The following is a 22,348-nucleotide window of genomic DNA, read 5'->3' on the forward strand; positions in this document are numbered from 1 at the left end:
ATCCAAAATTTCTATCTCTCGAGACTCTCATGGCAATGACATACCGTCCGCTGGTCGCGGCATTGGGGCTGGCTATTTCTGGTGGGGCCTTCGCCCAGCAGGCTGCGCAGGCAACGCTGGGTGAAATCCAGATCCGCAGCGCACGCGAACTGGAACCGACCTACAACCCTCCCACCGCCACCAGCGCGACCAAGATCGAAGCGCCGCTGCGCGACATCCCGCAAACCGTCAACGTCGTGCCGCAAAGCCTGCTGCGCGACCAGACCGCGCAGTCCATGCAAGACGTACTCAAGATGGTGCCCGGCGTGGGCCTGTCCCATGGCGACGGCCAGCGCGACCAGGTCACCATCCGCGGCTTCTCGGCGATCGCCGACCAGTTCGTGGACGGCATGCGCGACGATGCGCTGTACTACCGCGATCTGTCCAACGTCGAGCAGGTCGAAGTGCTCAAGGGCCCGGCTGCCGTGCTCTACGGCCGCGGCTCGTCGGGCGGTCTGATCAACCGCGTCACCAAGAAACCCGGCATCGATCTGAACGAAGTCGGCGTGACGCTGGGCAGCTGGAACCAGCGCCGTGGCGAGTTCGACCTGGCGCGCGCGCCCAAGGACAGCAGCTTGTCCTGGCGCATCACCGGCGCCGCCGAAGACGCCGACAGCTACCGCGACCCGCAATTCCTCAAGCGCCAGGCCCTGGCCGCTTCGCTGCTGTGGAAAGCCAGCAGCGACACCAGCCTGCTGCTGCAGGCCGACCACCTCAAGGACAAGCGCATCACCGACTTCGGCATCCCGGCCTTGAACGGCCGCCCCGTCGCGGTGCCGCCCGGCGCCTACTACGGCGCGGCCAATGCACGCGATGTGGACACCAGCACGTCCACCGTCGACTCCATCGGCCTGACGCTGAACCACCGCCTCAACGACAGCCTGTCGCTGCGCAATGCCTTCCGCTACTACAGCTATTCGCTGGACCGCAACAACACGCTGACGCGCAGCGTCGACGAAAAGAAGCAAACCTTCACGCTCAACCATGGCAACGTCTACCGCGAGGAGCACGGCTGGACCAACCAGACCGAGCTGACGCAAAAGACCGAGCTCCTGGGCATGAAGCACCAGCTGCTGTACGGCGTGGAAGTCGGCCAGCAGAACAAGGACCTGGTGAACTTCTCGGCGCCAGTCACCGATGCCCAAGGCAAGATCCGCGAATTCTCGCTGTTCAACCCCGTGCTGCCGGTGCTGCCGCTGCACACTTCGCGCACGCCGGGTGCCGACAACCTGGGCACCTTCAAGACCCTGGCGTTCTACACCCAGGACATGATTGAACTGGCCCCGCAATGGAAGGCGCTGGCCGGCCTGCGCTACGACCGCTTCGAGCAGGAAACCTCCGAACGCCTGCCGGGCAAGCCCAATCTCGCCCGCACGGACGGCACCTGGAGCCCGCGCGTAGGCCTGGTCTACCAGCCCTCGGCGACCGTGTCGTACTACGCATCGCTCAGCAAGTCCTTCCAGCCTTCGGGCGAGGCCTTCTCCCTGGCCGCCAACAACGCGCAGATCGCACCCGAGAAGACCACCAACCAGGAGCTGGGCGTCAAATGGGATTTGCTCGACGGCAAGGTCTCGACCACGGCCTCGCTGTTCAAGCTGGAACGCACCAACATCAAGAGCACCGATCCCGTGACCAACACCTTGGTGCCCCTGGGCGTGCAGCGCACCAACGGTCTGGAATTGACGTTGACCGGCGAGCTGCCGCAAGGCTGGCAGATCTGGTCGGGCTATGCCTACCTGGACGCCAAGATGACCTCGTCGCCAGCCGTTGACGGCGGCGTTCGCGTGCAGGGCAAACACGCCACGCTCACGCCCAAGCACAGCGCCAACCTCTGGCTGACCAAGGCGCTGGGCAATGGCTTTGGCGCGGGCGCGGGCCTGAACCTGGTCGGTGCGCGCTTCGCCAATACCGGCAATACCGTGACCCTGCCCGGCTACACCACGGCCGACGCCATGGTGTACTACCGCATGGACGGGCTGGACTTGCAACTCAAGCTCAACAACCTGTTCGATCGCCAGTACATCGTCTCCGGCCATGGCTCGGTCGCCAACCTGAACATGCCCGGCGCTCCCCGCTCGGTGCAACTGACGGCCCGCTATCGTTTCTGAAATGCAACACCCCCTGAGCGGCTTTGCCGCCTCCCCCTCTCAACCTGCGGTGGAGGGGGACGACATCCTCGCTGCGGGGCGGCCCTTGCTCGATGTCCCTGAGCTAGGACACGCCAGTTTCATGCGTCGCGGATGGCGCGAACGCGGAATGGATAACTGAGATGAATCGCAAGCACACGCTGTCACCACCCGTGCATCCGGCCCGGCGCCCCGCCCAAGGGGGCGGGCATTTGTTCATGCCCAGGCGCTGGCACCGCCCCACCGTCTTGAAAACGCTGCGGCGCGTCCACGCCTGGCTGGGCATGTGGGGGGCGGTGCTGGGCCTGCTGTTCGGCGCCACCGGCCTGCTGCTCAACCACCGCGCGACCATGAAGATTCCGGGCGCCAACTACGCCCATACGCAGTGGCAGCTGCAACTGCCGCAGCCGCTGCCGCCGGACATCGACGCCCTGGCGCTGCACCTGCAAAAAGAGCTGCGGATGGACAGACCGGCCTTCTCCAAGAAAATCGAGCCGGCCGGGCCCACGCCCTGGCCGGGCGCGGTCCAGCCCGAGCGCTGGCAGATCGCGTTTGCCTCGCCCGCGGCAACCGTCAATGCCGAGTACTGGGTCGGCAACGAATCCATCGCCGTCAAGCGCATGGACCCGAACTTTCTGTCGCACCTGAACCGCCTGCACATGGCCACGGGCGCCAGCGCCGCCTGGATTCTGCTGACCGACACCCTGGCCGGCGCACTGATCGCGCTGTCCCTGACCGGCCTGCTGCTCTGGACCCGCCTGCACGGCTCACGCCTGCTGGCCCTGGGCATCTCGGGCACCTGCCTGACGCTGCTGCTGACGCTGGCCTGCATCGCCTGAGGCGGCTGCGCGCCCCATGCGGGCGCCGGCCGCTTCCCCCACAACGCCGGGATCTCGAAGCCGATCAGGTCGTGCTGGCATAGCGCCAGCGCCTGTACCCGCCGGCGGTAGGCGATCACATGTCCAGCTGGATATTCCCCGCAGCGATGATGCTGCGCCACTTGCCTGAATCCGCCGCAATGATCCTGCCGAACTCCCCTGGCCCCTGCGCCACGTTTTCGGAGCCGAAGCTCGCCACCAGCTTCTGAAAATGGGGGGCGCGCGCGATTTTCAAGGTTTCCAGCGTCAAGCGCTCGCTCACCGCCGTGGCAATCCCCGCCGGGGCCAGCAAGCCGTACCAGCCACGGGCTTCAAAACCCGGCAGGCCGCTTTCAGCGACCGTGGGCACACCGGGCAGCAAGGCCACGCGCTTGGCGCTGGTCACGGCCAGAGCATTCATGGCACCCGACTCGATGTGCGCGCTCACCAAAGCCAGGTTCTCGAACGCAAACAGCACTTCCGACGCCAGTACCGAAAACACGGCCGGGGCGCCGCCCTTGTAAGCCACATGCGCACAAGACAGCCTGGCCCGCTGCAGGAACAGCTCCGTCGCCAGGTGCTGGGGCGTGCCCGCGCCCGCCGAGCCGTAGAACGCCGCGCCATCCTTGCCTTTCAGGTGCTTCATCAGATCGCTGACGCTGGTGATACCGGATTTCCTGGACGTCACCAGCACCAGCGGCGTCGCTGCCAGCAGGCTGATGGGCGTGAAGTCCTTGAGCGGATCGAACGGCAGGTTCTTGTACAACGACCCGTTGATCGCCAGCGGCCCGCTGGCCCCCAGCAGCAGGGTATGGGCGTCGCCGGCCGCCTTGGCCACAAAGGCCGTGCCGATATTGCCGCCCGCTCCCGGCTTGTTGTCGACCACCACCGGCTGGCCCACGGCCTTGCCCAGGTCGGCAGCCACGGCCCGCGCCAGGATGTCGACAATGCCGCCCGGCGGATAGGGGTTCACCAGCCGGATGGGCTGCTGCGGCCAGACCAAGGCTGCGGCCTGGCCTGAGGTCCAGGTCGCGGCGAGCGCCGGTGCGGTCATGAGAAATTTACGACGGTCCATAGCCTTCTTTCAGAAACAAGAGCGCCTGCCCCCTCTTCAGGCGGCGTCCAGCACAAAGCGCAGCTGGGTTTGCCGGGTGATGATGCCGCCCCGGTCTCCGGGAACCACCGAGCCATAACGCGGCGCAAAGCATTCGGGCAGCGCACGCCCGTCCTTGGGCGCCAGCCACAGCCGCATGAGGTGGCGCTTGCGCTCTGGCTCCGGCCAGTCTTCGAAGTCCGTGCGCGAGTGCAGGATCTGGTGGTTGTGCAAAAACTGCATGTCACCGGGCCGAAATTCCATCTCCAGGTTCAGCTGCGTGTCATTGGTCAGCGCATCGAGCAGATCCAGTGCCTCCAGCTCCTTGGCCGTGAGGCGTCTGGCCTGGGGGAAGTTCTGCTGTGCGCTGCGGATGTATTGGCCCACATAAATCGTGGTCAGCTGCCCCGCGTGCCAGTGGAAGACCGGGATATCGAACCAGGGCAGGCCGCCTTCGGGCACTTCGCCGCGTCGGTCCGTGGGGAAGGCATGGAACAGCTGTTCGACCAGATCCGGGCGCGTGCGCATCATCTGGTTGTAGACCGACACCGAGCTCACGATGCGGCTCTCGCCGCCCGAACGCGAAGGCTTGAGGCAGATCAGGCCCACGATGTCGCAGGAGTCGGTGTGGTACTCCAGCGCGCGGTTGGTCTGGTAGAAGCGCACCGTGGGCTTGTTGATGTCCACCCCGGTGTCCTTCACATGGCCCAACAAATGGCCCGCGGCATTCTGTGAACGAAAACTGCCCAGGTAGGCGCCCAGGCCCAGGTAGGCGATGGCCGTCTCCTCAGTGCTGTAGCGCTCGACTTCGAAGCCGCGCAGCAGCACAAAGCCCCGGCCATGGACCACGTCTTGCAGAATGCGCGCCAGGCGCGGCGCCAGCAAAGGCAGGGCAAAAGTCTGTGTGGAAATATCGCCCAGGGCCGCGCCCGAGGCCTTGAAGCGCTGAATGGCCTGGTCGATTTCCGCGAGCTCGGCAGGGGTCAGTACTTCTATCCAGTCGGTGCGCTGGCCCAGTTGCGAGCCCAGCCAGGCGGCAGGACCCTGAAGTTGCGGGGGAGCCAGGAGAGGACGGCGCTCTATCACTTCGGTCATGGTGTTCCTTTCACTGGAAGTGTTCACAATGCCGCCCAGTCTAGGCAGGCTCTTACAATCAAACAAACGAATAATTTTGATAAATTTATTCAGTCACTCAATCAATCAATGAACATCACCATCAAACAGCTGCGCGCCTTTGCCGCCGTCGCCCGGGAAGGCAGCTTCACCCGGGCCGCAACCCGGCTGCATGTGACGCAGTCCACGCTGACCGCAGCGATCAAGATGCTGGAGTCCGAGATCGGCTGCCGCCTGTTCGACCGCTCCACGCGCGAAGTGGCCTTGACGGCCCAGGGCGCGCAGTTCCTGCCCACGGCCGACAGGCTGCTGCGCGAGCTCTCAGAGGCGCTGGAAAACCTCCAGGACACGGCCAACCGGCAGCGCGGCTTTGTGGTGGTGGCCGCCGCCGCCTCGTTCATCGACTATGTGCTGTCGCCCGCCGTCGTGCAGATGGCCAAGCTCTACCCGGGCATACGGGTGCGCCTGTGCGAGGAAACCACGGCGGGAGCCTGCCGGCGCGTGCTGTCGGGCGAAGCGGATTTTGCGGTGAACACGCTGTTCCAGGAAGTGGAGGGGCTGGACACCAGCATGGTGCTGACCGATGTCTACGGCGCGGTCTTCGGCCCCGACCACCCCTTGAATGAATCCAGCGCCCCTCTTAAATGGAGCGCGCTGGAGCCGCACACCGTGGTCAAGCTCGACCGCGCCAACGGCATACAAATGCTGATCGACATGCATCCCAAGCTGATGCGTCCCCACCAGGAGCCGGCCTACGAAGTGGGCTCCATGCCGTCGCTGTTTCCCCTGCTGGTGCGCGGTCTGGGCTATGCGGCGCTGCCCGCCATGGCGGCCCAGCCCCTGATCCACGCAGGCCTGAAGTTCCGCCCGCTGCAGCAACCCGTGTTGCGGCGCAACCTGTATTTCATCCAGAAGCACGGCCGCGACCTCTCGCCCGCCGCCCAGGCCTTGCGCCAATCCATGCAGGAGGCCATGCACCGGCTGGAGCACAGCCCGCATATCCAGCTGGTCCATGCCAAACCTGGCCAGCCGGTGTCCTAGGCGTCTGCGCCCGCCCCGGTGATAAGTGCAGTCTGAAGGACTATGCCTTCACGACAGACGGGCCAGGTGGCCTGTCTTGAGATAGACGCTGGCGCCCTCGGCGCCCGCGTTGATCTGCAGGCCATCGCCCGCGGGCAGGCGCAGCCAGCTGCCGCGCGCCCAGCTCTGGTCCGCGGCGACGAGCGTCCCATCCAACACCAGCAGTTCCACACCGCCCTGACTATCGGCGCGCAGGCTTTCCCCCGCTGCCAGGCGCTGCAAGCTGACCTGCTCGACGCCGTCCGAGAACAGCGGACAGACCTCTCGCCCGGCTTCGCGGTGCCAGGCCGCGGGGTCGCGGGTGTCGATGCGCACATGGCGGCTCTCCCCCGGCGGCATCTGCCACAGCTTGACGAAGATCAGCGCGCCCTCCTTGCTCGACGGCCGGTGGGACGACCCCGGTGGGTTGCGCAGATACCAGCCCGCCGGGTAGTCGCCCCCGTCTTCGGAGAAGGTGCCGGCCAGGACCAGGACTTCCTCGCCGCCGGGGTGCGAATGCTGGGGGAAATACGAATCGGGGGCATAGCGCACGATGCTGGTGGCGTGGGCTTTCTCGCCCCCCAGCCGGTCCAGCATCACCCGCTCGACCCCGCCTTGGGGCGAAGTCACCCATTCGTATTCGTGGGGCGCGACGCTGGCGCGGCGCGAAAAATCTGCGTTGACGAGCATGGCTGTTCTTTCAGTTCACTCCGGCGAGAATACCTGCTGAATGCGCTCAATCCATGGCTCGAAGGTGCGGATCAGTCGGCTTTGGCGCCGGACAGCACCACCAGGCGCGACCAGGTGGCCAGATCCTGGCGGCGCACGCTATCGAATTCGGCAGTGCTGAGCGTGGAGGGCTGCAGACCCAGGTCGCCCAGGGTTTTCTGGAACTCCGCCGTGGCCATGACCTGATGCATGGCGACCTGCAGCTTCTGCTGCACGCTGGCCGGGGTTTTCGCCGGAGCAAAAACCGCATACCAGCTGTCGGTGGACAGCGCCACCCCCTGCTCGGCCAGCGTCGGCACCTCGGGCATGGACGCGGATCGGCGGGCGCCGGTCACCGCGATGACTTTCACCTTGCCCGCCTTGTAAAAAGGCAGCACGACCAGGGGGTCGGTCACCGCCACGGGCAACTGGCCGCTCAGCACATCATTGAGGGCCAGAACGGCGCCCTTGTAGGGAATATGGGTCAGCGCCGCGCCGGTCTTGGCATTGACCATCTCCATCGCCAGGTGGCCTGCGGACCCCACGCCCCAGGTGCCGTACGAGCCACCGTTCTTGGCCTGCCTGGCCCAGGCCGTCAAGTCGGCAATCGTGCGCACGGGCAGCGCGGGGTTCACCACGATGGGGTTGCCGAAAGTGGCCAGCTGGGCGATGGGCACGAAATCGTTGACAGGCTCATAGCGCAGCTGCCGGTAGAGCGCGGGGGCAATGGCGTTGGTGACGGAAGCACCGAGCAGCAAGGTGTAACCGTCGGCCGCAGCCCGCGCCGCCTGGGCCGTGCCCACCGTGCCCGAGGCGCCGGCCACGTTTTCCACGATGACCGGCTGCGCCAGCAACGCCGACAGGTTCTTGGCCAGGATGCGTCCAAGCACATCGGTGCCGCCTCCCGCCGTGAAAGGCACGATCAGGCGCACCGGGCGCTGTGGGTACTCCTGGGCGCTGGCGGGCCGGGCGCCGACCAGCATGCCCAGGGTCAAGACGGCACAAAGAACGCGGATTCCTGGATTGAAAAACATGCTCGACTCCCATGGTGATATCCCGCCGGGCGGGAGCCCGGAGCCGTGATGACAGCACGCAAAGGCCAGGGCCACAATGACTGTTTCGCCTGTCAAAACAATCCACGGGCGTGCATGGTCGGTACGCGCTCCGCGCCCACCAAGGAGTGAGAAGCTTCAAGGCGCCCCGTCAATTCATAGAGTTTCTCAAATACTCCATACTTGAATATCTATGAATAAATCCATCCCTGGCCAGGGCATTGCTTCCCGGCCCTCGGTGCGCCTGCGGTCGAGCGCCAAGCCAGTCTTTATTCATTGATTTGCAAAATAACGGCAAACAACTAACATCTATGAATGCCACGACAGAACACGCCCCCCGCCGATTACCCCCAGGCCGTGCTGCAAGCCATTGAGCAGCTTGCGCAGAACATCGCCATTGCACGCAAGCGGCGTGGTGAAACGCAGGCGCAATGGGCGAAAAAGCTCGGCGTCTCACAGCCGACCATGGCCCGCATAGAGCGCGGCGACCCGTCGGTGGCCATGGCCTCGTATGTCATGTGCCTGTGGCTGATCAACCAGGCCCAGGGTTTGGCCGATTTGATCGCCCCCCTCAACGACCATGCTGCGCTGGAGCGCGAAGTGCGCAAAGTGCGCGGCCAGCGCCGCCCGGTCCCAGCCGCCGCGGCGAAAAACACCACACCGGCTGCAAGCGGCGCGGCAACCGCCACCGGCCTGGCCGCATTGCTGGCCAAGGGGCCCACGCCATGAGGGCCGTCACCCCACGCTCCTATGTCCCTCAGGACCAGCTGTATGTCTGGGCCCTGGTGAATCCAGCCCAGCCGGTGCTGGTGGGGGAACTGCGGCTGTCGCAGCTGGTCGCCGACTGCGCAACATTCACCTACGAGCCCCAGTGGTGGCACTTCCCGCTGAGCGAGGACTTGCCTCTGGTCGCAGGCCAGGAGTTCACCGCCGGCGAGCGCGGCAGCGCCCCCGGCGCCATCGACGATGCCCGCCCCGACCGCTGGGGCGAGCGCATCATTCGCCACATCGACCGCCCGGCCCGCCTGTCGATTCTGGAAATGCTGCTGTTTGCCGGCGACGACCGCTTCGGCGCGCTCGGTGTGTCCGTCTCCGCGCAGCAGTACATTCCGCGGCCCCTGGGGCCTTACCCGCAGCTGCGCGACCTGGCCCAGCTGGGCCGCGCCATCGAAGACGTGCAGACCCAGGCCCCGCTTTCGGCGGATATGCAGCGCCTGATCCAGCCCGGCGTGACCCTGGGCGGCGCGCGACCCAAGGCGCTGCTGCAAACCGAGGCCGGGCCTTGCGTGATCAAGTTCAGCGAACTCGACGACACCTTGGACACGCCCCTGGTCGAGCACGCCACCATGACGCTGGCCGCCAAGGCCGGCATGCACATGGCCGCGACCGGCGTGCTGCCCCTGCCGGCACGCCACGGCAAACTGCGCCATGCCTTGACCATCGAGCGTTTTGACCGCCAGGGAGATTACCGCCTGCACTGCCTTTCGGCCAGAACCGTCTTGCGCGCAGCGCGCCTGGACGAAAGCTACAGCGCCCTGGCGACCGTACTGCTGCGCCTGGGACACCCCGACCGCCAGGCCGCCCAGCGCGAAGAGCTGTTCCAGCGCATGGTGTTCAACATCCTCACGGACAACACCGACGACCACGAACGCAACCACAGCCTGCGCCTGGGCTTCGATGGCTACTACGAACTCACGCCCGCCTACGACGTGGTACCCACCCTGCAAAACCTGGGCTACCAGGCGCTGTCCGTGGGCACGGCCGGTGCGGAATCCAGCCTGGAAAACGCCTTGAGCCAATTGAACGAATTCGGCATCAAGCCAGCGCGCGCCATCGCACTGATACAGCAGGTGGCAAGAACAGTGGACCAGTGGGAGCCGCACTTCACGCAGCAAGGCGTGTGCCCCGCGGACATGGAACTGTTGCGCGCCAGCATGGACCGCGATGCGCTGCGGCTGCAAAGAAAAGCCTATTGCTGAAGCCGCGCAGGCGGTGCGGGCTGAATGGCCGGACCCGCCCAAGACCTCCACGGCCCGCGCGTGGTCTTGCCAGAACACCGCTCATCGCCCGGCTTCCAGAGGTTGGCGTGGAGAAGCACTGGCAGCGGCCACCGCCACCCGCCCCACCTCGCGCGTGACAAAGCGCGCTTCCAGCCAGTCGGCCCAGCGGGCTGCGCGGCGCATCAGGTCATTTCTATAGACCGTGTTGTAACGGGGCGTGCGCGAGTGGTAGTTGGCAGCCTTGGTCCATAAATCGCCACTGTCCTTGCGGATATGCTGGCGCAGCCGCCAGGCCGCGAGGTCGAAGGGGTAGCAGCCGGCCTGGGCGACATCGGCGGCCGTGATGCCGTAGCGGCCCAGATCGGCCAGGTACTGGGTGTTGAACTGCATGGCACCGACGTCGTGCGTGCCGTTGCTGTTTCTCACCCACTGCCCCGGTTTGCCCGCTTCCTTTTCGGCCACGGCCAGCACGATGTTGGCCGGCACTTCGTATTTCACGGCCGCCGAGATCGAGCAGATGACGCGTTCGTGCAGTTGCGGGGGCAGGTCGGCGAACAACATCGGCGGCCTCAGCTGCCTCCGCCATCGCTGGCGCGTGCCGCATCCTCGGCCAGGATCCTGGCGTCGTAGACGCGCTGTGCGTGTGCGTACTCAAGGGGCGCCACCCAATGTCCGCCGCGCTCGGGAACGCCGACGTAGCGCGGCAAGGTGCCCGTGAAGTCCGTGTAGGCATGCGTGACATAGGCCATGCAATGCGCGGGCAGGCGGTTGTCGACCTGGACCGCGCCACGCTCCGCGCCTTGCAGCGCGGCATTGAGCGCCGCGGCATCGCAACGCCCCGCGCCCTGTGCCTGGGCCGTGATCAGCGCCGACATCTGCGGCGTCTGCTGGGCCGTGGGGCACAGGCGCAGGAAACTGTCGCGCAGCCGAATCGTTTGCGCGAGCCTGCGGTGAGAAATGCTGAAGTACCGGCGTAGCGCCGGCGCGCACTCGGCGGGCGGCGAGCCCGTCGACAGGCACAGCACGGCCTCGCAGGCCAGGCGCGTGTCGCCGCTGAGCTCGTCCTGCGCCTGTGCAGCCCCGCCCAGGAATGCCGCCAGCACCGTGGCTGCGGCGGTGAAATATCTGCGCTCCATGGCCTGCTCCTTTGCCATCACGAATTTCTGGAATCGCGGTTCACGAAAGCTTCGACTTCCGGGGCGCTCCGGCTACCCGGGCTGGGGTGATGGCCGGTAGCGCCCAGGGACGCGGGCCCGCCAGCCTGCTTGATCGCGGAGGCGACCTTGCCGCCCGTGGTTTGGCCAATGCGTTCCAGGGCGCCTTCGCGCAGGCTGGCGATCTTGGCTTTGCCCACGGCCAGCGAGCCTTGCGCCAGCTGGCTCGCCGTGCCGGCCGCCGTGGCCGCCGCGCGGCCCAGCATGCCAGCGTCCTGTGAAGTGCCAGCGGCCCCGGACTGCGCCTGGCCGATTTCTCCGGCCTGGGAACTGGCGCCCTGTCCGCCGCCTTCGCCGCCGCTGCCGCTGCCCTTGCCGCCTTCGCTGCTGCCCTCGCTGCCACTGCGGCTGTCCTTGCCACCGCCGCCACCTTCGCTGCCGTCGTCAGCGCTGTCATCCGCGCCCTTGCCTTGATCCATGTCGGCAAACACGCTGGCGGAGCTGCCCGCCGCATCCGCCAGACCGCCTGCGTCGCTGCCGGCCGCCGACGCCTGGCTGTAGGCCGCCATCAAGGCCTGGGCGCCGCCGGCGGCATTGGCTGCGCCGGACGCCAGCACCGACCCGGCCATGCTCGCCGCCGCCGAAGCCGCACCCGCCGCCCCCATGGCCGCGCCCATCACGGCCCCGGCGCCCAAACTGCCGATATCGCCGGAAGCGCCAGCGCCGCCGGTGATGATGCCGGCCACCATGGCGGGGATCTTGCTGGAAAGCATCAGCAGGGCAAGGCAGAAAACCAGCACGATTGCAAGCTCGCTAAAGTTGTTATCAACTTTCCCAATACGGTTGTAGAAAGTGCCCAGCAGATCATTGCCGATGCCCACCAGCAAGACCATGGCCAACAGCTGCACCGCTATGCCCAGCACCGTCTTGTAGTAGTTGATCGCCATGTCGCTGGTCCAGCGGCTGCCCCCAAAGCCCAGAAAGAAAATGCCCGCGTACATCAGGATCCAACCAGAGATCAGCAGCAACAGCATGTTCACGGCAATGGCGGCGAGCAGCAGCAGGATGGCTCCGCTCAAGATGATGCCAACCAGGCTTTCTATGGGATCCAAGAGCGACAAATTGGAAATCGCCTGCTTCCAGATCAAGAAGCCGATATCCACAATGCCGGACACGGAGATGCTCTGCATGCCCGAGGCCTGTGCACCGAGCTGCTTCATCGATTCGATGATGGTTTGCGCAAAGGCCGGCCCATTGCGCAGCAACCAGAGGAAGAAACCGAAAAACAGGATGAAGCGGATGAACTCGGCAAAGAACTCCGCGAGATCGGCTTTGCGTAAGACCATCATTCCGGCCGTCCAGACCAGCGAAATCGTGCCCAACGTCCAGAACAGCCAGCTCGCGGCGTTCATCATCACGGCCTTCCACCCTTGGGCTCGTGTGGAGAACTCCGTGACCACCGTGTCCAGCAGCGCCAAGTTCTTCAGCTCGGCCGATGCCGAGGAGGCAGCCAGCATGAGTGCCAAACCGCTGCTGCCCAGCACCAGCATCCGAACCCGTTTCATGGTCACCCCCGTTTGCTCAACGCTTCAAGCACCCACGCCATTTCAGCCACCTTCAAGGCTTGATGCTCAACCAGTTGAGCGGATTCGGGGTACGCCCGATTCGCGATGAGGCTTCTTCAAATTTCTGCCGCTCTTCTTCGGACAACATGAGCCATTTGTCCGGATGGATGGGCCAGGCAGATCGGGGTATGTAGGAACAGAACGACTTGAAATCTGCGCGCCGGCCCTGGTCCTTTATGAGCATCATCTTGCGGAACGTGCAGTTCTCTTGACTCACTTCCGGCAGCGGCTCTTGGCCGCAGCCCGCCAGTGCGGCCGCAACAAGCAGCAATGAAAACGCCGAAACATGGGGGAATTCCATGACAGTCTCCTTCAGTGTTTGATGCTCAGCCAATTGAGCGGGTTGGGCGTCAGGCCAATACGCGGTGCGGTCGCGGCTTCATGCGCGGCCTGCTGCCGGGCCTCGCGATCGGCCAGCACCTGCTGGCGCGTGGCCACGGCGGTTTGCTGGGCGATCAGCAAGGCGCGGATCTGCTGCAGTTGCATGGCCTGGTGGCTGGCCAGTTGGTTGGCCGCCGCCAAGGCCTGCATCTGGCCCGTCGCGCCTTGGGCTGCGGATTGCAGTTTCTGCAGTTGGCGCGCATCGGACTGCATGGCAGCTTGCTGCCTGTCCAGGCCTCTGAACAGGGCATCGTTGGCTTGCTTCTGGACCTGTGTGCCCCGCTGTGCGCTCTCCTCGGTCATCTGCGACCACCGGGCCGCACTGCAGCCGCCCTTGAGGCACGGCGACGAGCGGTAATAGTCCAGGTCCTGGAATTTGTCCAGGTAGGCCTCGATACCGCCGGCCTGCTGCTTGTAGTGCTGCAGCGTGTCCATGGCCTGGCGCAGCTGGCCCATGGTGGACTCGGCCTGGTCCCAGATATAGGCCGTCGGGGCGGCGGTGTTCTGCAGCATGTTCTCGTACTGCAGCAGCTGGGTCTTGTACTGCTCGACCTGCTTGAGCGTCTGCGTCACCGACTCCATGGCCGTCAGCATGTTGTGCTGCAGGTTGCCGGCGTCGATCACGGGAATGCCGCCTGCACGCGCAGCCAGCGGCCCCGCGGCCAGCGCCAAGGCCAGTAGCGTTTTAGCGGCTAAAAATTGCTGTGGATTTCCTTGCATGCGAGACCTCCTTAGTCATCAAACGCCTGGTAAGGCCCGGAAAACGCCAAGTCCTTGGTGACGATGACGTTGAAGCGGTAGCCGGGTCGGATTTCCAGCGTCGGGGCGATGCCCATGTTCTTGGCGATCAGCTGGGCCGTGACCTGGCCCAGTTGCTGGCCCAGGGCTTCGCTCAGCGCGCTGCTGGCCGTGGGCGCATTGGCAAACGGCGACGGCTGTCTCTGGCTCAAGGCGATGCCGGCCGTGACGCCAGACATCAGCAAGGCCGAGCCGAAAAGCCGCAGATACCGGTTGTTCGTGCGGTCCTGAAAGCCCGAGTAGCCCGCGCTGTCCGCGCCCGGCATGGAGCCGATGTCCAGCGCCTTGCCGTCGGGAAACACAATCCGCTGCCAGGCCACGAGCACCCGGGCCTGGCCGTAGGCCACATCGCTGGCGTACTGGCCCACCAGGCGGGCGCCCTGGGGAATCAGCTTCCACTTCCCGGTGCCGGTGTCGAAGACGTCCTGGCTGACCTGGGCCATGATCTGGCCCGGCAGATCGGAGTTGATGCCCGAGATCAGCACGGCGGGCAGCACAAAGCCCGCGCGCAAGGTGTAAGGGCTGCGCGGCGCTTCGGGCTGGGCATCGAGCTGCCAGCGGTCGGCCGTGCCCGGGCGCTGGAACTGTGCATAGTCTTTGGCGGCTGCGGCCGGCAGCCCAACGGCAGTGCCGGCGCCCATGCCCGAGGCACCACGCAGTTGCTGCAGACGGGCCTGATAAGCCGCCGTGGGGTCGCCGCGGGTTTGCGCGTCGATCTGCTGGCGCGCGGCCGCGAGCCGGGCCAGCGCTTCTTCGCGCGAAGCAGGCGCGCCGCTATCGGCCGTGGGCGCGGAGCCCGCGCTGCGTGGGGCCGTTATGCGCACGCCGGTCTTGGCCTTGATGGCCTCTTCCAGTTGCTGCAGTTTGGCCATGCGCACACGCTGCGCTTCATCGATGTTGCCGCGCTCGTCCAGGGTAGCGCTGGCGGGCGGCCGGGGCGGCGCGTCGAGGTTTTCCGGGCGGGCAATGTCTATGGGCTGCAGCACCGGCAGCGGCGCCGATTTTTCGGCCTGGATGATTCCGTCTTTTTGCAGCCCGGCGAGCTCCTTGGCAAAAACGCTGCTGCTGGCGGCCTGTTCGCCCTGCGCGCCTGGCGCGCGGTTTTGCTGCGCGGCCCGGTCCGCGGCCACCAGCACCATGATCAGCAAGAACACGGCCAGCGTGCCCACCACCAGGTAGATCGGCAGGTTGTTGACGCGGCGCACACCGGCGTTTTTCGTGATGCCCGCTGGCGAGGCATTCGGCGACAGGGGATCGAGGTGGCCCATGGCTTACTCCTTGCGCACCCAGGCGCCGGCCGGCTGCAGACGGCCTTGCTGCGCCACATAGACGCGACTCAAGGACTGGCTGCCAAGCACCAGGGTCAGGCGGTAGAGCTCGGGCCCCGCAGCCTGGTCCAGCAGGTAGGCCAGGGGCTGGCCGGCCGCCACGGCGGGCTGCGCCTGCGCCGAGGATGCTGCGGGCTGGAATTCCTGCAGCGCATAGCCTTTGGCGCGCAGCGCGGCGACCAGCGCCCGCCCGAAAGTGTCGGGCGTGGCCTGCTGCAGATCAAAGCGCGTCTTGCCGGGCGGATACAACGCGGCCAGTTGCTGCACGGCCGCATCGACCAGGGGCTGCTGCAACTCGACCGGCGCGTGGCCCAGGAAATTGCCGTAGCTGTTGGCCTGCGGGGCGGCGCAGCCCGCGAGACAGGCCAGCAGCAGCGTGCTCCAGAGAATGGGGTGGATGCTCATGACTTCCCCCGGGTGATGGTGACGCGGTCCTGGCCGCGCCCGACGCCTGCCACCAGCACGGCCTTGTCGAACACGGCGTCCACGATGTAGCGGTCGCCCTGCACGCGGTAATTCACCATCACCGTGTCGTCGTCCTTGAAAAGGCTGCCCTCCTTGCGCACGACCAGCAAGGCCGGTGCTTCGGCCTGCTGCATGCTGGCCGGCATCTGGATGATGGTTTTCTTGCCGTCGTTGTAGACGCGCACCGGCTTCCAGGCGGCCGTGCCGGACACTTCATAGGCAAAGCTCAGATCGCCCAGGTACTCGCCGGTGCCGGCCAGCGTTCTGTCCTGGCGCTCCCGGCCCGCCCGGGTCTTGATCGCGTCCCACTTGGCCAGCGCTTCTTCGGGGTAGGTAAAGCCCACGCGGGGCATGAACTCGCTGCGGTGCGAGCGCAGCCGCAGGTGGTAGGTGCGTCGGTCGGTGGAAACGATCAGCGAAGTCTCCAGGCCCACGTCCATGGGCTTGATCACCAGGTGCTGGACTTCGGCCGCACCGCTGCCGGTCACGGCCGGCTCCACGGTCCAGCGCGCCGTGTCGCCCAGATGGATGGAGTTGACCTGCTCGCCGGCCTGCAACTCGATGTCGCAGACCTGCAGCACGGCGCAGACGATGCTGGGCTGCTGCGCGCCGAACAAGAAGCGGATGGCGCCATCGGCGCCAGCCACGGGCGCCATGCCTTTGGGGCCGGGATTGCGCCATTTGTGCGCCATCGCAATGGCCGCTTTCTCCTGCGCGGTCAGCGCCGGGTTGTTGGCGGAAAAGTAGAGCTCGGCCAGATTCTTGTCGGCGGGCCCGGCGGCGGCGAGGGCTGGCACGGTCCCCAGGAGCAGCGCCAGAAGATATTTGTCCATGGGTTTCGCCTCTTGGTTTACAGCTGTTTCGACCAGGAAAAATCACGCACGTAAATGCCCAACGGGTTGTTGCGCACCTGCTCTTCCGTGGTCTGGGGCGTGGCGGCGACGGTGTAGACCGTGACCAGGGCGCGCATGCGCTGGGGCGCGTCCTTGACCAGGCCTTGCCGGTCGCGCGTGGTCTCCATCCAGTCCACCTGCCAGGTGTCGGGCGTCTGCGGGATCACCGACAGGATTTCCGTGCTCGCCGTCTCCTTGGTCGCGCGCTTGAAAGGGCTGCTGTCTTCGCTGCCGTTGAGCCACTCGTTGGCCTTGACGGTGGCCGCGTCATGGGAGGAGAGCATGGAGTACAGCCGGAACACCGCCTTGCGCTGCAAGGCGACATCGGGCGTCACCAGGCGGATATCGGCGATGAACGCGGCCACGGCCGCATGGACCACGCGCGCATCGGCAGCTGCGGCGCGCTGGGCCGGCGCAATGGCCAGGGCCTGGCCCAGCTGGTCGACCTGCACCACATAGGGCACGAACTTCGACTGGCTGCCGATATGGATCAGCCCGCCCACGGCCGCCAAGGCGATCAGCAGCGACATCAGGGCCAGCAACTGCCAGACCTGGCGCGACGCCACAACGGCGCCCACATGCTCGTTCCAGCTGCGGCGCGCGTTGAGATAGGGATTCTCGGCGTCTGGCGGGCGAGGCTCGCTGGAGCGTGGCCTGGCACGCAGCCAGCCTGGAATCATCGGTGCGAAGTTCATGCCGCCACCCCATAGTCCTTGAGTTGCAGATTGCGCTCGGCCAGCCAGGCCCCTACCCAGTCCGCGCCGAGGCGGGCTTCCAGGCGCTTGATGGCCGCGACCGACTCCTTGTCCGAGGCGCCCACGAAGGCCAGCGCCAACGGACCCAGCGCCAGGTCATACAGGCGCCGGCCGCTTTCGGACAGGTAGTAGTACTGGCGCTTGGGCGTAGCCGTGGCCAGGATGTCGATCTGCCGCGCGTTGAGGCCCATGCGGCGGTACAAGGCGGCCGTGTCCTCGTCGCGGGCGTAGACGTTGGGCAGGAAGATCTTGGTCGCCGTCGACTCCACGATCACGTCCAGAATGCCCGACTGCGCGGCGTCGGACAGGCTTTGCGTGGCCATCAGCACCAGGCAGTTGGCCTTGCGCATCACTTTGAGCCACTCGCGGATCTTGGCGCGAAACACCGGGTGGCCCAGCATCAGCCAGGCCTCGTCCAGAATGATGGCCGCGGGCTGGCCTTGCAGGCTGCGCTCTATGCGCCTGAACAGGTACAGCAGCGTGGGCAGGGCGTATTTCTCGCCCAGGTTCATCAGCTCCTCGATTTCAAACACCGTGAAATCGCTGAGCGCCAGGCCGTCCTGCTCGGCGTCGAGCAAATGCCCCATGGCCCCGTCCACCGTGTACTGGCGCAGGGCTTCGCGAATCGCCTCGTCCTGGATGGTGACGCTGAACTCCGACAAAGTGCGTGCCCCGCTGGCATGCATGCTCATCACGGCATTGCCGATCTCATTGCGCTGCGCGGGCGTGGACACCACATGGTTCAGCGCCAGCAGCGTGTCTATCCACTCCATGGCCCAGGCCCGGTCGCCGCGCGTCTCCAGAAACTGCAAGGGGCAAAACGCCAGCGGCTCGTCGTCGGCGGCCACGCAGAAATGCCGGCCGCCCACGGCCTTGGCCAGCGGGTACATGGACAGGCCCTTGTCGAACGCGTAGATCGACATGCCGGGATAGCGCCGCAGCTGCGCGGCCAGCAAGGCCAGGTGCGTGGACTTGCCCGCGCCCGTGGGGCCGAACATGAAGGTATGACCCAGGTCGCGCACATGCAGGTTCAGCCGAAATGGCGTGGCCCCCTGCGTGACGCAGTGCATCAAGGCCGGCGACAGCGACGGGTACAGCGGACAAGGCGCGGCGTTCAGCCCCGTCCAGATGGTGCTGGTGGGCAGCAGGTCGGCCAGGTTCAAGGTGTTGATCAGCGGGCGACGCACGTTTTCCACGCCATGGCCCGGCAGGCTGCCCAGGAAGGCATCGAGCGTGTTGATGCTCTCTATGCGCGCCGCAAAGCCCAGGCGGTGTATGGCTTTCTCCACCTGCCGCGCCGAGGCTTCGAGCCGCGCGCGGTCTTCGTCCATCAACACCACCACGCTGGTGTAGTAGCCGGCCGCCACCAGGGAGCTGTTGATTTCGGCGATGGCCGATTCGGCGTCCGCCACCATGGACAAGGCATCCTGGTCGATGGCACCGGTATGGGTGTTGAACACCTGATCGAAAAAGCCGCGCGTCTTTTGCCGCCATTTCTTGCGGAACTTGTCGAAGTGCTTCACCGCCTCGAAGCCGTCCATGAAGATGAAGCGGCTGGACCAGCGGTATTCGCAGGCCAGCTCGCCCAGGGCGGTGAGCACGCCTGGCGTGGACTCCAGCGGAAAGCCTTCGATGGCCACCACCTGGATGAACTTGCGCCCTATCTTGGGCACCACCCCGCCCAGCAGCTCCTGACCGCCCAGGATGGCATCGAGGTACATGGGGTTGCGCGGCAGTAGCACCGGATGGTCCAGGCCGGTAATGCACAGCTGCAACCAGCGCAGCAAGTCGTCGTGCGTGACCGTGCTGCCGTCTTCCTGCACGCGCTTGTTCCCGCGCAGGCGCTGCAGCTGCACTGCCGAGGACAGGCGCGACTCCAGGCCCGTGCACTCGCGCTGAAAATATGCGATCAACCCCTGGGTGCGCGCCTTGTGCCCCGGAGCCTGGGCCTCGTCATCGAACATCAGTTCGACAAATCGGCGCTGGGCGAGCAGCGGCGGGAAATAGCTCAGCGTGAGGACGAAATAGCCTTCGTACATGGCCCCCAGCCGCTCGAACAGGCGCCGGCGCTCCTCATCGATGGCGGCCGACACCGGGTCGGGGAAATGCGACAGGCCGGCGGCCGCGTATTTCGGGGCCGGCAGGCGCACGGCATCGGCGTGCAGCATCCAGCCATTGCCCAGCCCGGCCAGCGCCTGGTTGATGCGAAACGACACCGCCTCGCGCTGCGCCGGCGTGCTGCTGGCGTTGTCGTCGCCCTTGTACAGCCAGGCGGCCATGAAGGCGCCGTTCTTGCCGACGATCACGCCGTCATCGACCAGGGCTGCGTAATTGAGCAGATCGGCCAGTCCGGCGCTCTTGGACTGGTGCTTTTGCAGCTTCAGCGCCGCCCCCACCGAACGGATCCGGGCAAACAGCCACAGCAGCAGGCCAGCGCCCAGGGCGGCGATCGACAAAGCCATGGCGGAAATCATCGCAAGCCCCCTGCCCGGTTCACGCGAAACGGTGTGCTGCGCGGCGCGTAATAGGCCTTGTAGCGGCGGTGGCGCAAATAGACCTGGCGCAACTGGGGGTCGGACTTGGCCATGAGCCGGCAGGCAAACAGCGCGCCGAACCACAAGGCCAGGCCCGCGGCCGATGCCCTGAGCTCCTGGGCGCTGAAGATCAGCGCGAAAGCCAGCAGGCCCGAGAACATCACCAGCTCACGGTCGCCGCCCATGAACAGGTTGTGGCGGTTGCCCGAGCGGCGGATGGGAATGGAGCGCAAAGCCATCATGCACTCCTGGGCAGCGCCAGCGCGGCCGGCACCGAGGCCACGAGTTCCGCGCCCCGGCCGAAGAACTGGCCCATCACGTTCTGGGCGCCGACCAGCAGCGCCATGACCAGCACCAGGAAGACCAGCGTACGAAAGAAGCCATTGAGATCGCCACCAAAGATCAGCACCCCGCCGGCGATGACGATGCCGATGATGGACAGCGCGAACGCCACGGGGCCGGTGACGGAATTGCGCAGATTGGTGAGCCAGCTTTCGTAGGGCAGCGAGCCTCCCGTGCCTTCGGAAGCCCAGGCCGGCGGAGCCAGCAACACCAGCAGGGCAAGAAGCAGCGCCAGCCAGAGCCAGCGCTGCAAGGCCGCGCCGGCGTGAGATGCAGGGAATACAGAAGACATGGCAGCGACTCCTTTGAAGGTATTTACAGCCCTTGGGTGATGTAGCGCCCGTCGGCGTAGCCGAGCACGCCGAGGATTTCGTGCACGCGCCGTCCGCCGTCGGGCGTGCGCGCGATATGCACCACGACATGCACCGCCTCGGCGATCAGCGCCTCGATTTCCGCTGGCGCCGCCTCGTTGCGGGTGATGAGCGAGCGCAGGCGGGCCAATCCCGCGGCCGCATTGTTGGCGTGCAGCGTGGCCGCCCCGCCCTCGTGGCCGGTGTTCCAGGCATCGAGCAGATCCAGGGCTTCGGCCCCGCGCACTTCGCCCACCAGGATGCGGTCGGGCCGCATGCGCAGCGTGGTTTTGAGCAGTGCCGTCATGGGCACATCCATGGAGGTGTGGAACTGGACGAAGTTTTCCGCGGCGCATTGGATTTCGCCGGTGTCTTCGATGATGAAAACGCGCTCCGTGGGATCGCAGACCACCATCTCATGGATGATGGCGTTGACCAGCGTGGTCTTGCCCGAGCCCGTGCCGCCGATCACCAGGATGTTTTTGTGGTTCCTCACCGCGGCCTGCAAGGCCGCGTGCTGGGCCTCGCTCATGATGCCGGCGGCCACGTACTGCGCCAGCGCGAAGATCGCCACCGCTCTTTTGCGGATCGCGAAAGTGGGGGCCGGCACGATGGGCGGCAGTTGGCCGGCGAAGCGCGAGCCATCGAGCGGCAGTTCGCCTTCGAGCACGGGTTTGCCGCGGGTGATTTCCTTGCCGTGGTAGCCGGCAATGGTCTTGATGATGGCTTCGGACTGCGCCACACGCAGCGCGCCTATGCATTGCATTTTCTCGCCCAGGCGCTCCTGCCACAGCCGGCCATCGGCGTTGAGCATGATCTCGACCGTGCGCGGATCGTTCAACGCGCCCAGCAGCAACGGCCCCATGTCGCGCTCCAACTTGCGCTTGGCCCGCTCCTTGAGCGTGGAAAAATCTTCGGCATCGGCCATGGGCTGTCGCGTCCTGTGCATTCACCTGAATGCAATGCGGCAAACGATATACCGAAGAAAATGGGCAAACAAGCTCGCCAGAAAAAGAAGTGTTACCTGAGATTACCGTCCTGTTGGCCGACAGGATGCCGGCTGGGGCCGCGTGTTTTAGCGGCTAAAACCCGCCCGTTCGCGTCAGGCGCCGCGGCCCTTGGACTTGGCAAGCAACTTGCGGTTGGCCTCATCCCACTGGCGCACGTTGAACGCCTGGTAGTCCGTGAGCACCGCTGCCACGCGCGACATGCCGGGGGGCAGGCGGCGCGTCACCCGGTAGCTGCCGACCCCGTCGCGCACTGCCGGGGCTTCCTCCGAGACTTCGAGCAGCGAGGGCAAGGACACCTCCAGCGCGCTGGCGATGGCGGCCATGATCTTGAGCGATGGATTGGCCTTGCCATTGGTCAGATCCGACAGAAAGGAAATGGACATTCCCGCCTTCTCGGCCAAGGCCTGCTTGGTCATGCTTTTCTCGTCCAGCAGGCGCAGCACGTTGGTCAGGAAAATTTGTGAGTACACGGTGGGCGTCGCCTTGTTTTTGCAGTCGGCACTGAGCCGCCGAAGTTTCTTGTGAAGGGAAGCGCCTGGCTTCCTCCTCGACTTCCCCCGGAAAATCGGTTGAGAACCCGCTCGGCGCCCATAGTGCACGGATTTTAGCGTGCGGGACAGCGGCGCCGCGCGGCACACTGAGCCTGGCGGGCATCCGTTCACCGCC

General features: G+C 65.9%; 23 protein-coding genes. 5 read left to right on the plus strand and 18 right to left on the minus strand.

Going from position 1 to position 22,348, the window contains the following annotated elements:
- Window positions 1-29 precede the first annotated feature (29 nt).
- Window positions 30-2,147 carry a TonB-dependent receptor gene (locus N0K08_RS10565; RefSeq protein WP_261500251.1) on the plus strand — a complete coding sequence of 706 codons (2,118 nt, stop codon included), beginning with the start codon at window positions 30-32 and terminating at the stop codon, window positions 2,145-2,147.
- A gap of 161 nt (window positions 2,148-2,308) precedes the next feature.
- Window positions 2,309-3,004: a PepSY-associated TM helix domain-containing protein gene (locus N0K08_RS10570; RefSeq protein WP_261500252.1), complete on the plus strand. Its 696-nt coding sequence runs from the start codon at window positions 2,309-2,311 to the stop codon at window positions 3,002-3,004.
- Between the two features lie 115 nt (window positions 3,005-3,119).
- On the opposite strand, the gene N0K08_RS10575 is transcribed toward N0K08_RS10570, so the two are convergent.
- Window positions 3,120-4,097: a Bug family tripartite tricarboxylate transporter substrate binding protein gene (locus N0K08_RS10575; RefSeq protein ID WP_261500254.1), complete on the minus strand. Its 978-nt coding sequence runs from the start codon at window positions 4,095-4,097 to the stop codon at window positions 3,120-3,122.
- 36 nt (window positions 4,098-4,133) lie between these two features.
- Window positions 4,134-5,210 carry a TauD/TfdA family dioxygenase gene (locus N0K08_RS10580; RefSeq protein ID WP_261500255.1) on the minus strand — a complete coding sequence of 359 codons (1,077 nt, stop codon included), beginning with the start codon at window positions 5,208-5,210 and terminating at the stop codon, window positions 4,134-4,136.
- 108 nt (window positions 5,211-5,318) lie between these two features.
- Here N0K08_RS10580 and N0K08_RS10585 point away from each other — a divergent pair, with 108 nt between their 5' ends.
- Window positions 5,319-6,269, plus strand: a complete 951-nt coding sequence (locus N0K08_RS10585; protein ID WP_261500256.1) for a LysR family transcriptional regulator — start codon at window positions 5,319-5,321, stop codon at window positions 6,267-6,269.
- 48 nt (window positions 6,270-6,317) lie between these two features.
- On the opposite strand, the gene N0K08_RS10590 is transcribed toward N0K08_RS10585, so the two are convergent.
- Window positions 6,318-6,977 carry a cupin domain-containing protein gene (locus N0K08_RS10590; RefSeq protein ID WP_261500257.1) on the minus strand — a complete coding sequence of 220 codons (660 nt, stop codon included), beginning with the start codon at window positions 6,975-6,977 and terminating at the stop codon, window positions 6,318-6,320.
- A gap of 71 nt (window positions 6,978-7,048) precedes the next feature.
- Entirely contained in the window at window positions 7,049-8,029 is a 981-nt protein-coding gene (locus tag N0K08_RS10595) for a Bug family tripartite tricarboxylate transporter substrate binding protein (RefSeq protein WP_261500258.1), read from the minus strand.
- A gap of 333 nt (window positions 8,030-8,362) precedes the next feature.
- Here N0K08_RS10595 and N0K08_RS10600 point away from each other — a divergent pair, with 333 nt between their 5' ends.
- Together N0K08_RS10600 and N0K08_RS10605 are read left to right on the plus strand one after the other, a co-directional pair.
- The gene (locus N0K08_RS10600; protein WP_261500259.1) at window positions 8,363-8,776 is read left to right on the plus strand and encodes a helix-turn-helix transcriptional regulator; all 414 of its coding nucleotides are present in this window, start codon (window positions 8,363-8,365) and stop codon (window positions 8,774-8,776) included.
- Window positions 8,773-10,026 carry a type II toxin-antitoxin system HipA family toxin gene (locus N0K08_RS10605; protein WP_261500260.1) on the plus strand — a complete coding sequence of 418 codons (1,254 nt, stop codon included), beginning with the start codon at window positions 8,773-8,775 and terminating at the stop codon, window positions 10,024-10,026. Before N0K08_RS10600 ends, N0K08_RS10605 begins: the two co-directional genes overlap by 4 nt.
- An 81-nt stretch (window positions 10,027-10,107) precedes the next feature.
- Here N0K08_RS10605 and N0K08_RS10610 read toward each other — a convergent pair whose 3' ends face one another.
- From N0K08_RS10610 to N0K08_RS10675, 14 genes are all read right to left on the minus strand, one after another.
- Window positions 10,108-10,608, minus strand: a complete 501-nt coding sequence (locus tag N0K08_RS10610; protein WP_261500261.1) for a transglycosylase SLT domain-containing protein — start codon at window positions 10,606-10,608, stop codon at window positions 10,108-10,110.
- An 8-nt stretch (window positions 10,609-10,616) separates the two neighbouring features.
- Window positions 10,617-11,183, minus strand: a complete 567-nt coding sequence (locus N0K08_RS10615) for a TrbM/KikA/MpfK family conjugal transfer protein (RefSeq protein WP_261500262.1) — start codon at window positions 11,181-11,183, stop codon at window positions 10,617-10,619.
- A gap of 17 nt (window positions 11,184-11,200) precedes the next feature.
- The gene (trbL, locus tag N0K08_RS10620; RefSeq protein ID WP_261500263.1) at window positions 11,201-12,766 is read right to left on the minus strand and encodes a P-type conjugative transfer protein TrbL; all 1,566 of its coding nucleotides are present in this window, start codon (window positions 12,764-12,766) and stop codon (window positions 11,201-11,203) included.
- Window positions 12,767-12,818: 52 nt separating this feature from the next.
- Window positions 12,819-13,127, minus strand: coding sequence for an entry exclusion lipoprotein TrbK (gene trbK, locus N0K08_RS10625; protein WP_261500264.1), 309 nt, complete (start codon window positions 13,125-13,127; stop codon window positions 12,819-12,821).
- 11 nt (window positions 13,128-13,138) lie between these two features.
- Window positions 13,139-13,927: a P-type conjugative transfer protein TrbJ gene (gene trbJ / locus N0K08_RS10630; RefSeq protein ID WP_261500265.1), complete on the minus strand. Its 789-nt coding sequence runs from the start codon at window positions 13,925-13,927 to the stop codon at window positions 13,139-13,141.
- Between the two features lie 11 nt (window positions 13,928-13,938).
- Window positions 13,939-15,273 carry a TrbI/VirB10 family protein gene (locus N0K08_RS10635; RefSeq protein WP_261500266.1) on the minus strand — a complete coding sequence of 445 codons (1,335 nt, stop codon included), beginning with the start codon at window positions 15,271-15,273 and terminating at the stop codon, window positions 13,939-13,941.
- A 3-nt stretch (window positions 15,274-15,276) separates the two neighbouring features.
- Window positions 15,277-15,738 (minus strand): conjugal transfer protein TrbH, encoded by a 462-nt coding sequence (locus N0K08_RS10640; RefSeq protein WP_261500267.1) that lies wholly within the window; start codon window positions 15,736-15,738, stop codon window positions 15,277-15,279.
- Complete coding sequence (gene trbG, locus N0K08_RS10645) at window positions 15,735-16,631, minus strand: P-type conjugative transfer protein TrbG (RefSeq protein ID WP_261500268.1); 897 nt, start codon at window positions 16,629-16,631, stop codon at window positions 15,735-15,737. The genes N0K08_RS10640 and trbG overlap by 4 nt, the downstream gene beginning before the upstream one ends.
- Before the next feature lie 17 nt (window positions 16,632-16,648).
- The gene (locus N0K08_RS10650) at window positions 16,649-17,386 is read right to left on the minus strand and encodes a VirB8/TrbF family protein (protein ID WP_261500269.1); all 738 of its coding nucleotides are present in this window, start codon (window positions 17,384-17,386) and stop codon (window positions 16,649-16,651) included.
- Window positions 17,383-19,908 (minus strand): VirB4 family type IV secretion/conjugal transfer ATPase, encoded by a 2,526-nt coding sequence (locus tag N0K08_RS10655; protein ID WP_315967996.1) that lies wholly within the window; start codon window positions 19,906-19,908, stop codon window positions 17,383-17,385. Before N0K08_RS10655 ends, N0K08_RS10650 begins: the two co-directional genes overlap by 4 nt.
- A gap of 8 nt (window positions 19,909-19,916) precedes the next feature.
- On the minus strand, window positions 19,917-20,219 hold the full coding sequence (locus N0K08_RS10660) for a conjugal transfer protein TrbD (protein WP_261500271.1): 303 nt from the start codon (window positions 20,217-20,219) through the stop codon (window positions 19,917-19,919).
- Entirely contained in the window at window positions 20,219-20,614 is a 396-nt protein-coding gene (gene trbC, locus N0K08_RS10665; protein ID WP_261500272.1) for a conjugal transfer system pilin TrbC, read from the minus strand. Before trbC ends, N0K08_RS10660 begins: the two co-directional genes overlap by 1 nt.
- Before the next feature lie 23 nt (window positions 20,615-20,637).
- A complete protein-coding gene (trbB, locus tag N0K08_RS10670; RefSeq protein ID WP_261500273.1) occupies window positions 20,638-21,600 on the minus strand; it encodes a P-type conjugative transfer ATPase TrbB in 963 nt (320 codons plus the stop codon).
- 174 nt (window positions 21,601-21,774) lie between these two features.
- Window positions 21,775-22,152, minus strand: coding sequence for a helix-turn-helix domain-containing protein (locus N0K08_RS10675; protein ID WP_261500274.1), 378 nt, complete (start codon window positions 22,150-22,152; stop codon window positions 21,775-21,777).
- Window positions 22,153-22,348: the final 196 nt, after the last annotated feature.

The sequence above is a fragment of the Acidovorax bellezanensis genome, from assembly GCF_025421555.1.
Taxonomy (GTDB): Bacteria; Pseudomonadota; Gammaproteobacteria; order Burkholderiales; family Burkholderiaceae_C; genus Comamonas; species Comamonas bellezanensis.

Excerpts from the sequence above, each read along its gene's own strand:
- N0K08_RS10650 (WP_261500269.1), bottom strand. The coding sequence starts at position 17,386 with ATGAACTTCGCACCGATGATTCCAGGCTGGCTGCGTGCCAGGCCACGC.
- N0K08_RS10615 (WP_261500262.1), bottom strand. The coding sequence starts at position 11,183 with ATGGAGCGCAGATATTTCACCGCCGCAGCCACGGTGCTGGCGGCATTC.
- trbK (WP_261500264.1), bottom strand. The coding sequence starts at position 13,127 with ATGGAATTCCCCCATGTTTCGGCGTTTTCATTGCTGCTTGTTGCGGCC.
- N0K08_RS10640 (WP_261500267.1), bottom strand. The coding sequence starts at position 15,738 with ATGAGCATCCACCCCATTCTCTGGAGCACGCTGCTGCTGGCCTGTCTC.
- N0K08_RS10580 (WP_261500255.1), bottom strand. The coding sequence starts at position 5,210 with ATGACCGAAGTGATAGAGCGCCGTCCTCTCCTGGCTCCCCCGCAACTT.
- N0K08_RS10570 (WP_261500252.1), top strand. The coding sequence starts at position 2,309 with ATGAATCGCAAGCACACGCTGTCACCACCCGTGCATCCGGCCCGGCGC.
- N0K08_RS10605 (WP_261500260.1), top strand. The coding sequence starts at position 8,773 with ATGAGGGCCGTCACCCCACGCTCCTATGTCCCTCAGGACCAGCTGTAT.
- trbJ (WP_261500265.1), bottom strand. The coding sequence starts at position 13,927 with ATGCAAGGAAATCCACAGCAATTTTTAGCCGCTAAAACGCTACTGGCC.
- trbG (WP_261500268.1), bottom strand. The coding sequence starts at position 16,631 with ATGGACAAATATCTTCTGGCGCTGCTCCTGGGGACCGTGCCAGCCCTC.
- N0K08_RS10585 (WP_261500256.1), top strand. The coding sequence starts at position 5,319 with ATGAACATCACCATCAAACAGCTGCGCGCCTTTGCCGCCGTCGCCCGG.
- N0K08_RS10600 (WP_261500259.1), top strand. The coding sequence starts at position 8,363 with ATGCCACGACAGAACACGCCCCCCGCCGATTACCCCCAGGCCGTGCTG.
- trbL (WP_261500263.1), bottom strand. The coding sequence starts at position 12,766 with ATGAAACGGGTTCGGATGCTGGTGCTGGGCAGCAGCGGTTTGGCACTC.
- trbB (WP_261500273.1), bottom strand. The coding sequence starts at position 21,600 with ATGGCCGATGCCGAAGATTTTTCCACGCTCAAGGAGCGGGCCAAGCGC.
- N0K08_RS10635 (WP_261500266.1), bottom strand. The coding sequence starts at position 15,273 with ATGGGCCACCTCGATCCCCTGTCGCCGAATGCCTCGCCAGCGGGCATC.
- N0K08_RS10655 (WP_315967996.1), bottom strand. The coding sequence starts at position 19,908 with ATGGCTTTGTCGATCGCCGCCCTGGGCGCTGGCCTGCTGCTGTGGCTG.
- N0K08_RS10565 (WP_261500251.1), top strand. The coding sequence starts at position 30 with ATGGCAATGACATACCGTCCGCTGGTCGCGGCATTGGGGCTGGCTATT.
- trbC (WP_261500272.1), bottom strand. The coding sequence starts at position 20,614 with ATGTCTTCTGTATTCCCTGCATCTCACGCCGGCGCGGCCTTGCAGCGC.
- N0K08_RS10575 (WP_261500254.1), bottom strand. The coding sequence starts at position 4,097 with ATGGACCGTCGTAAATTTCTCATGACCGCACCGGCGCTCGCCGCGACC.
- N0K08_RS10590 (WP_261500257.1), bottom strand. The coding sequence starts at position 6,977 with ATGCTCGTCAACGCAGATTTTTCGCGCCGCGCCAGCGTCGCGCCCCAC.
- N0K08_RS10595 (WP_261500258.1), bottom strand. The coding sequence starts at position 8,029 with ATGTTTTTCAATCCAGGAATCCGCGTTCTTTGTGCCGTCTTGACCCTG.
- N0K08_RS10660 (WP_261500271.1), bottom strand. The coding sequence starts at position 20,219 with ATGGCTTTGCGCTCCATTCCCATCCGCCGCTCGGGCAACCGCCACAAC.
- N0K08_RS10610 (WP_261500261.1), bottom strand. The coding sequence starts at position 10,608 with ATGTTGTTCGCCGACCTGCCCCCGCAACTGCACGAACGCGTCATCTGC.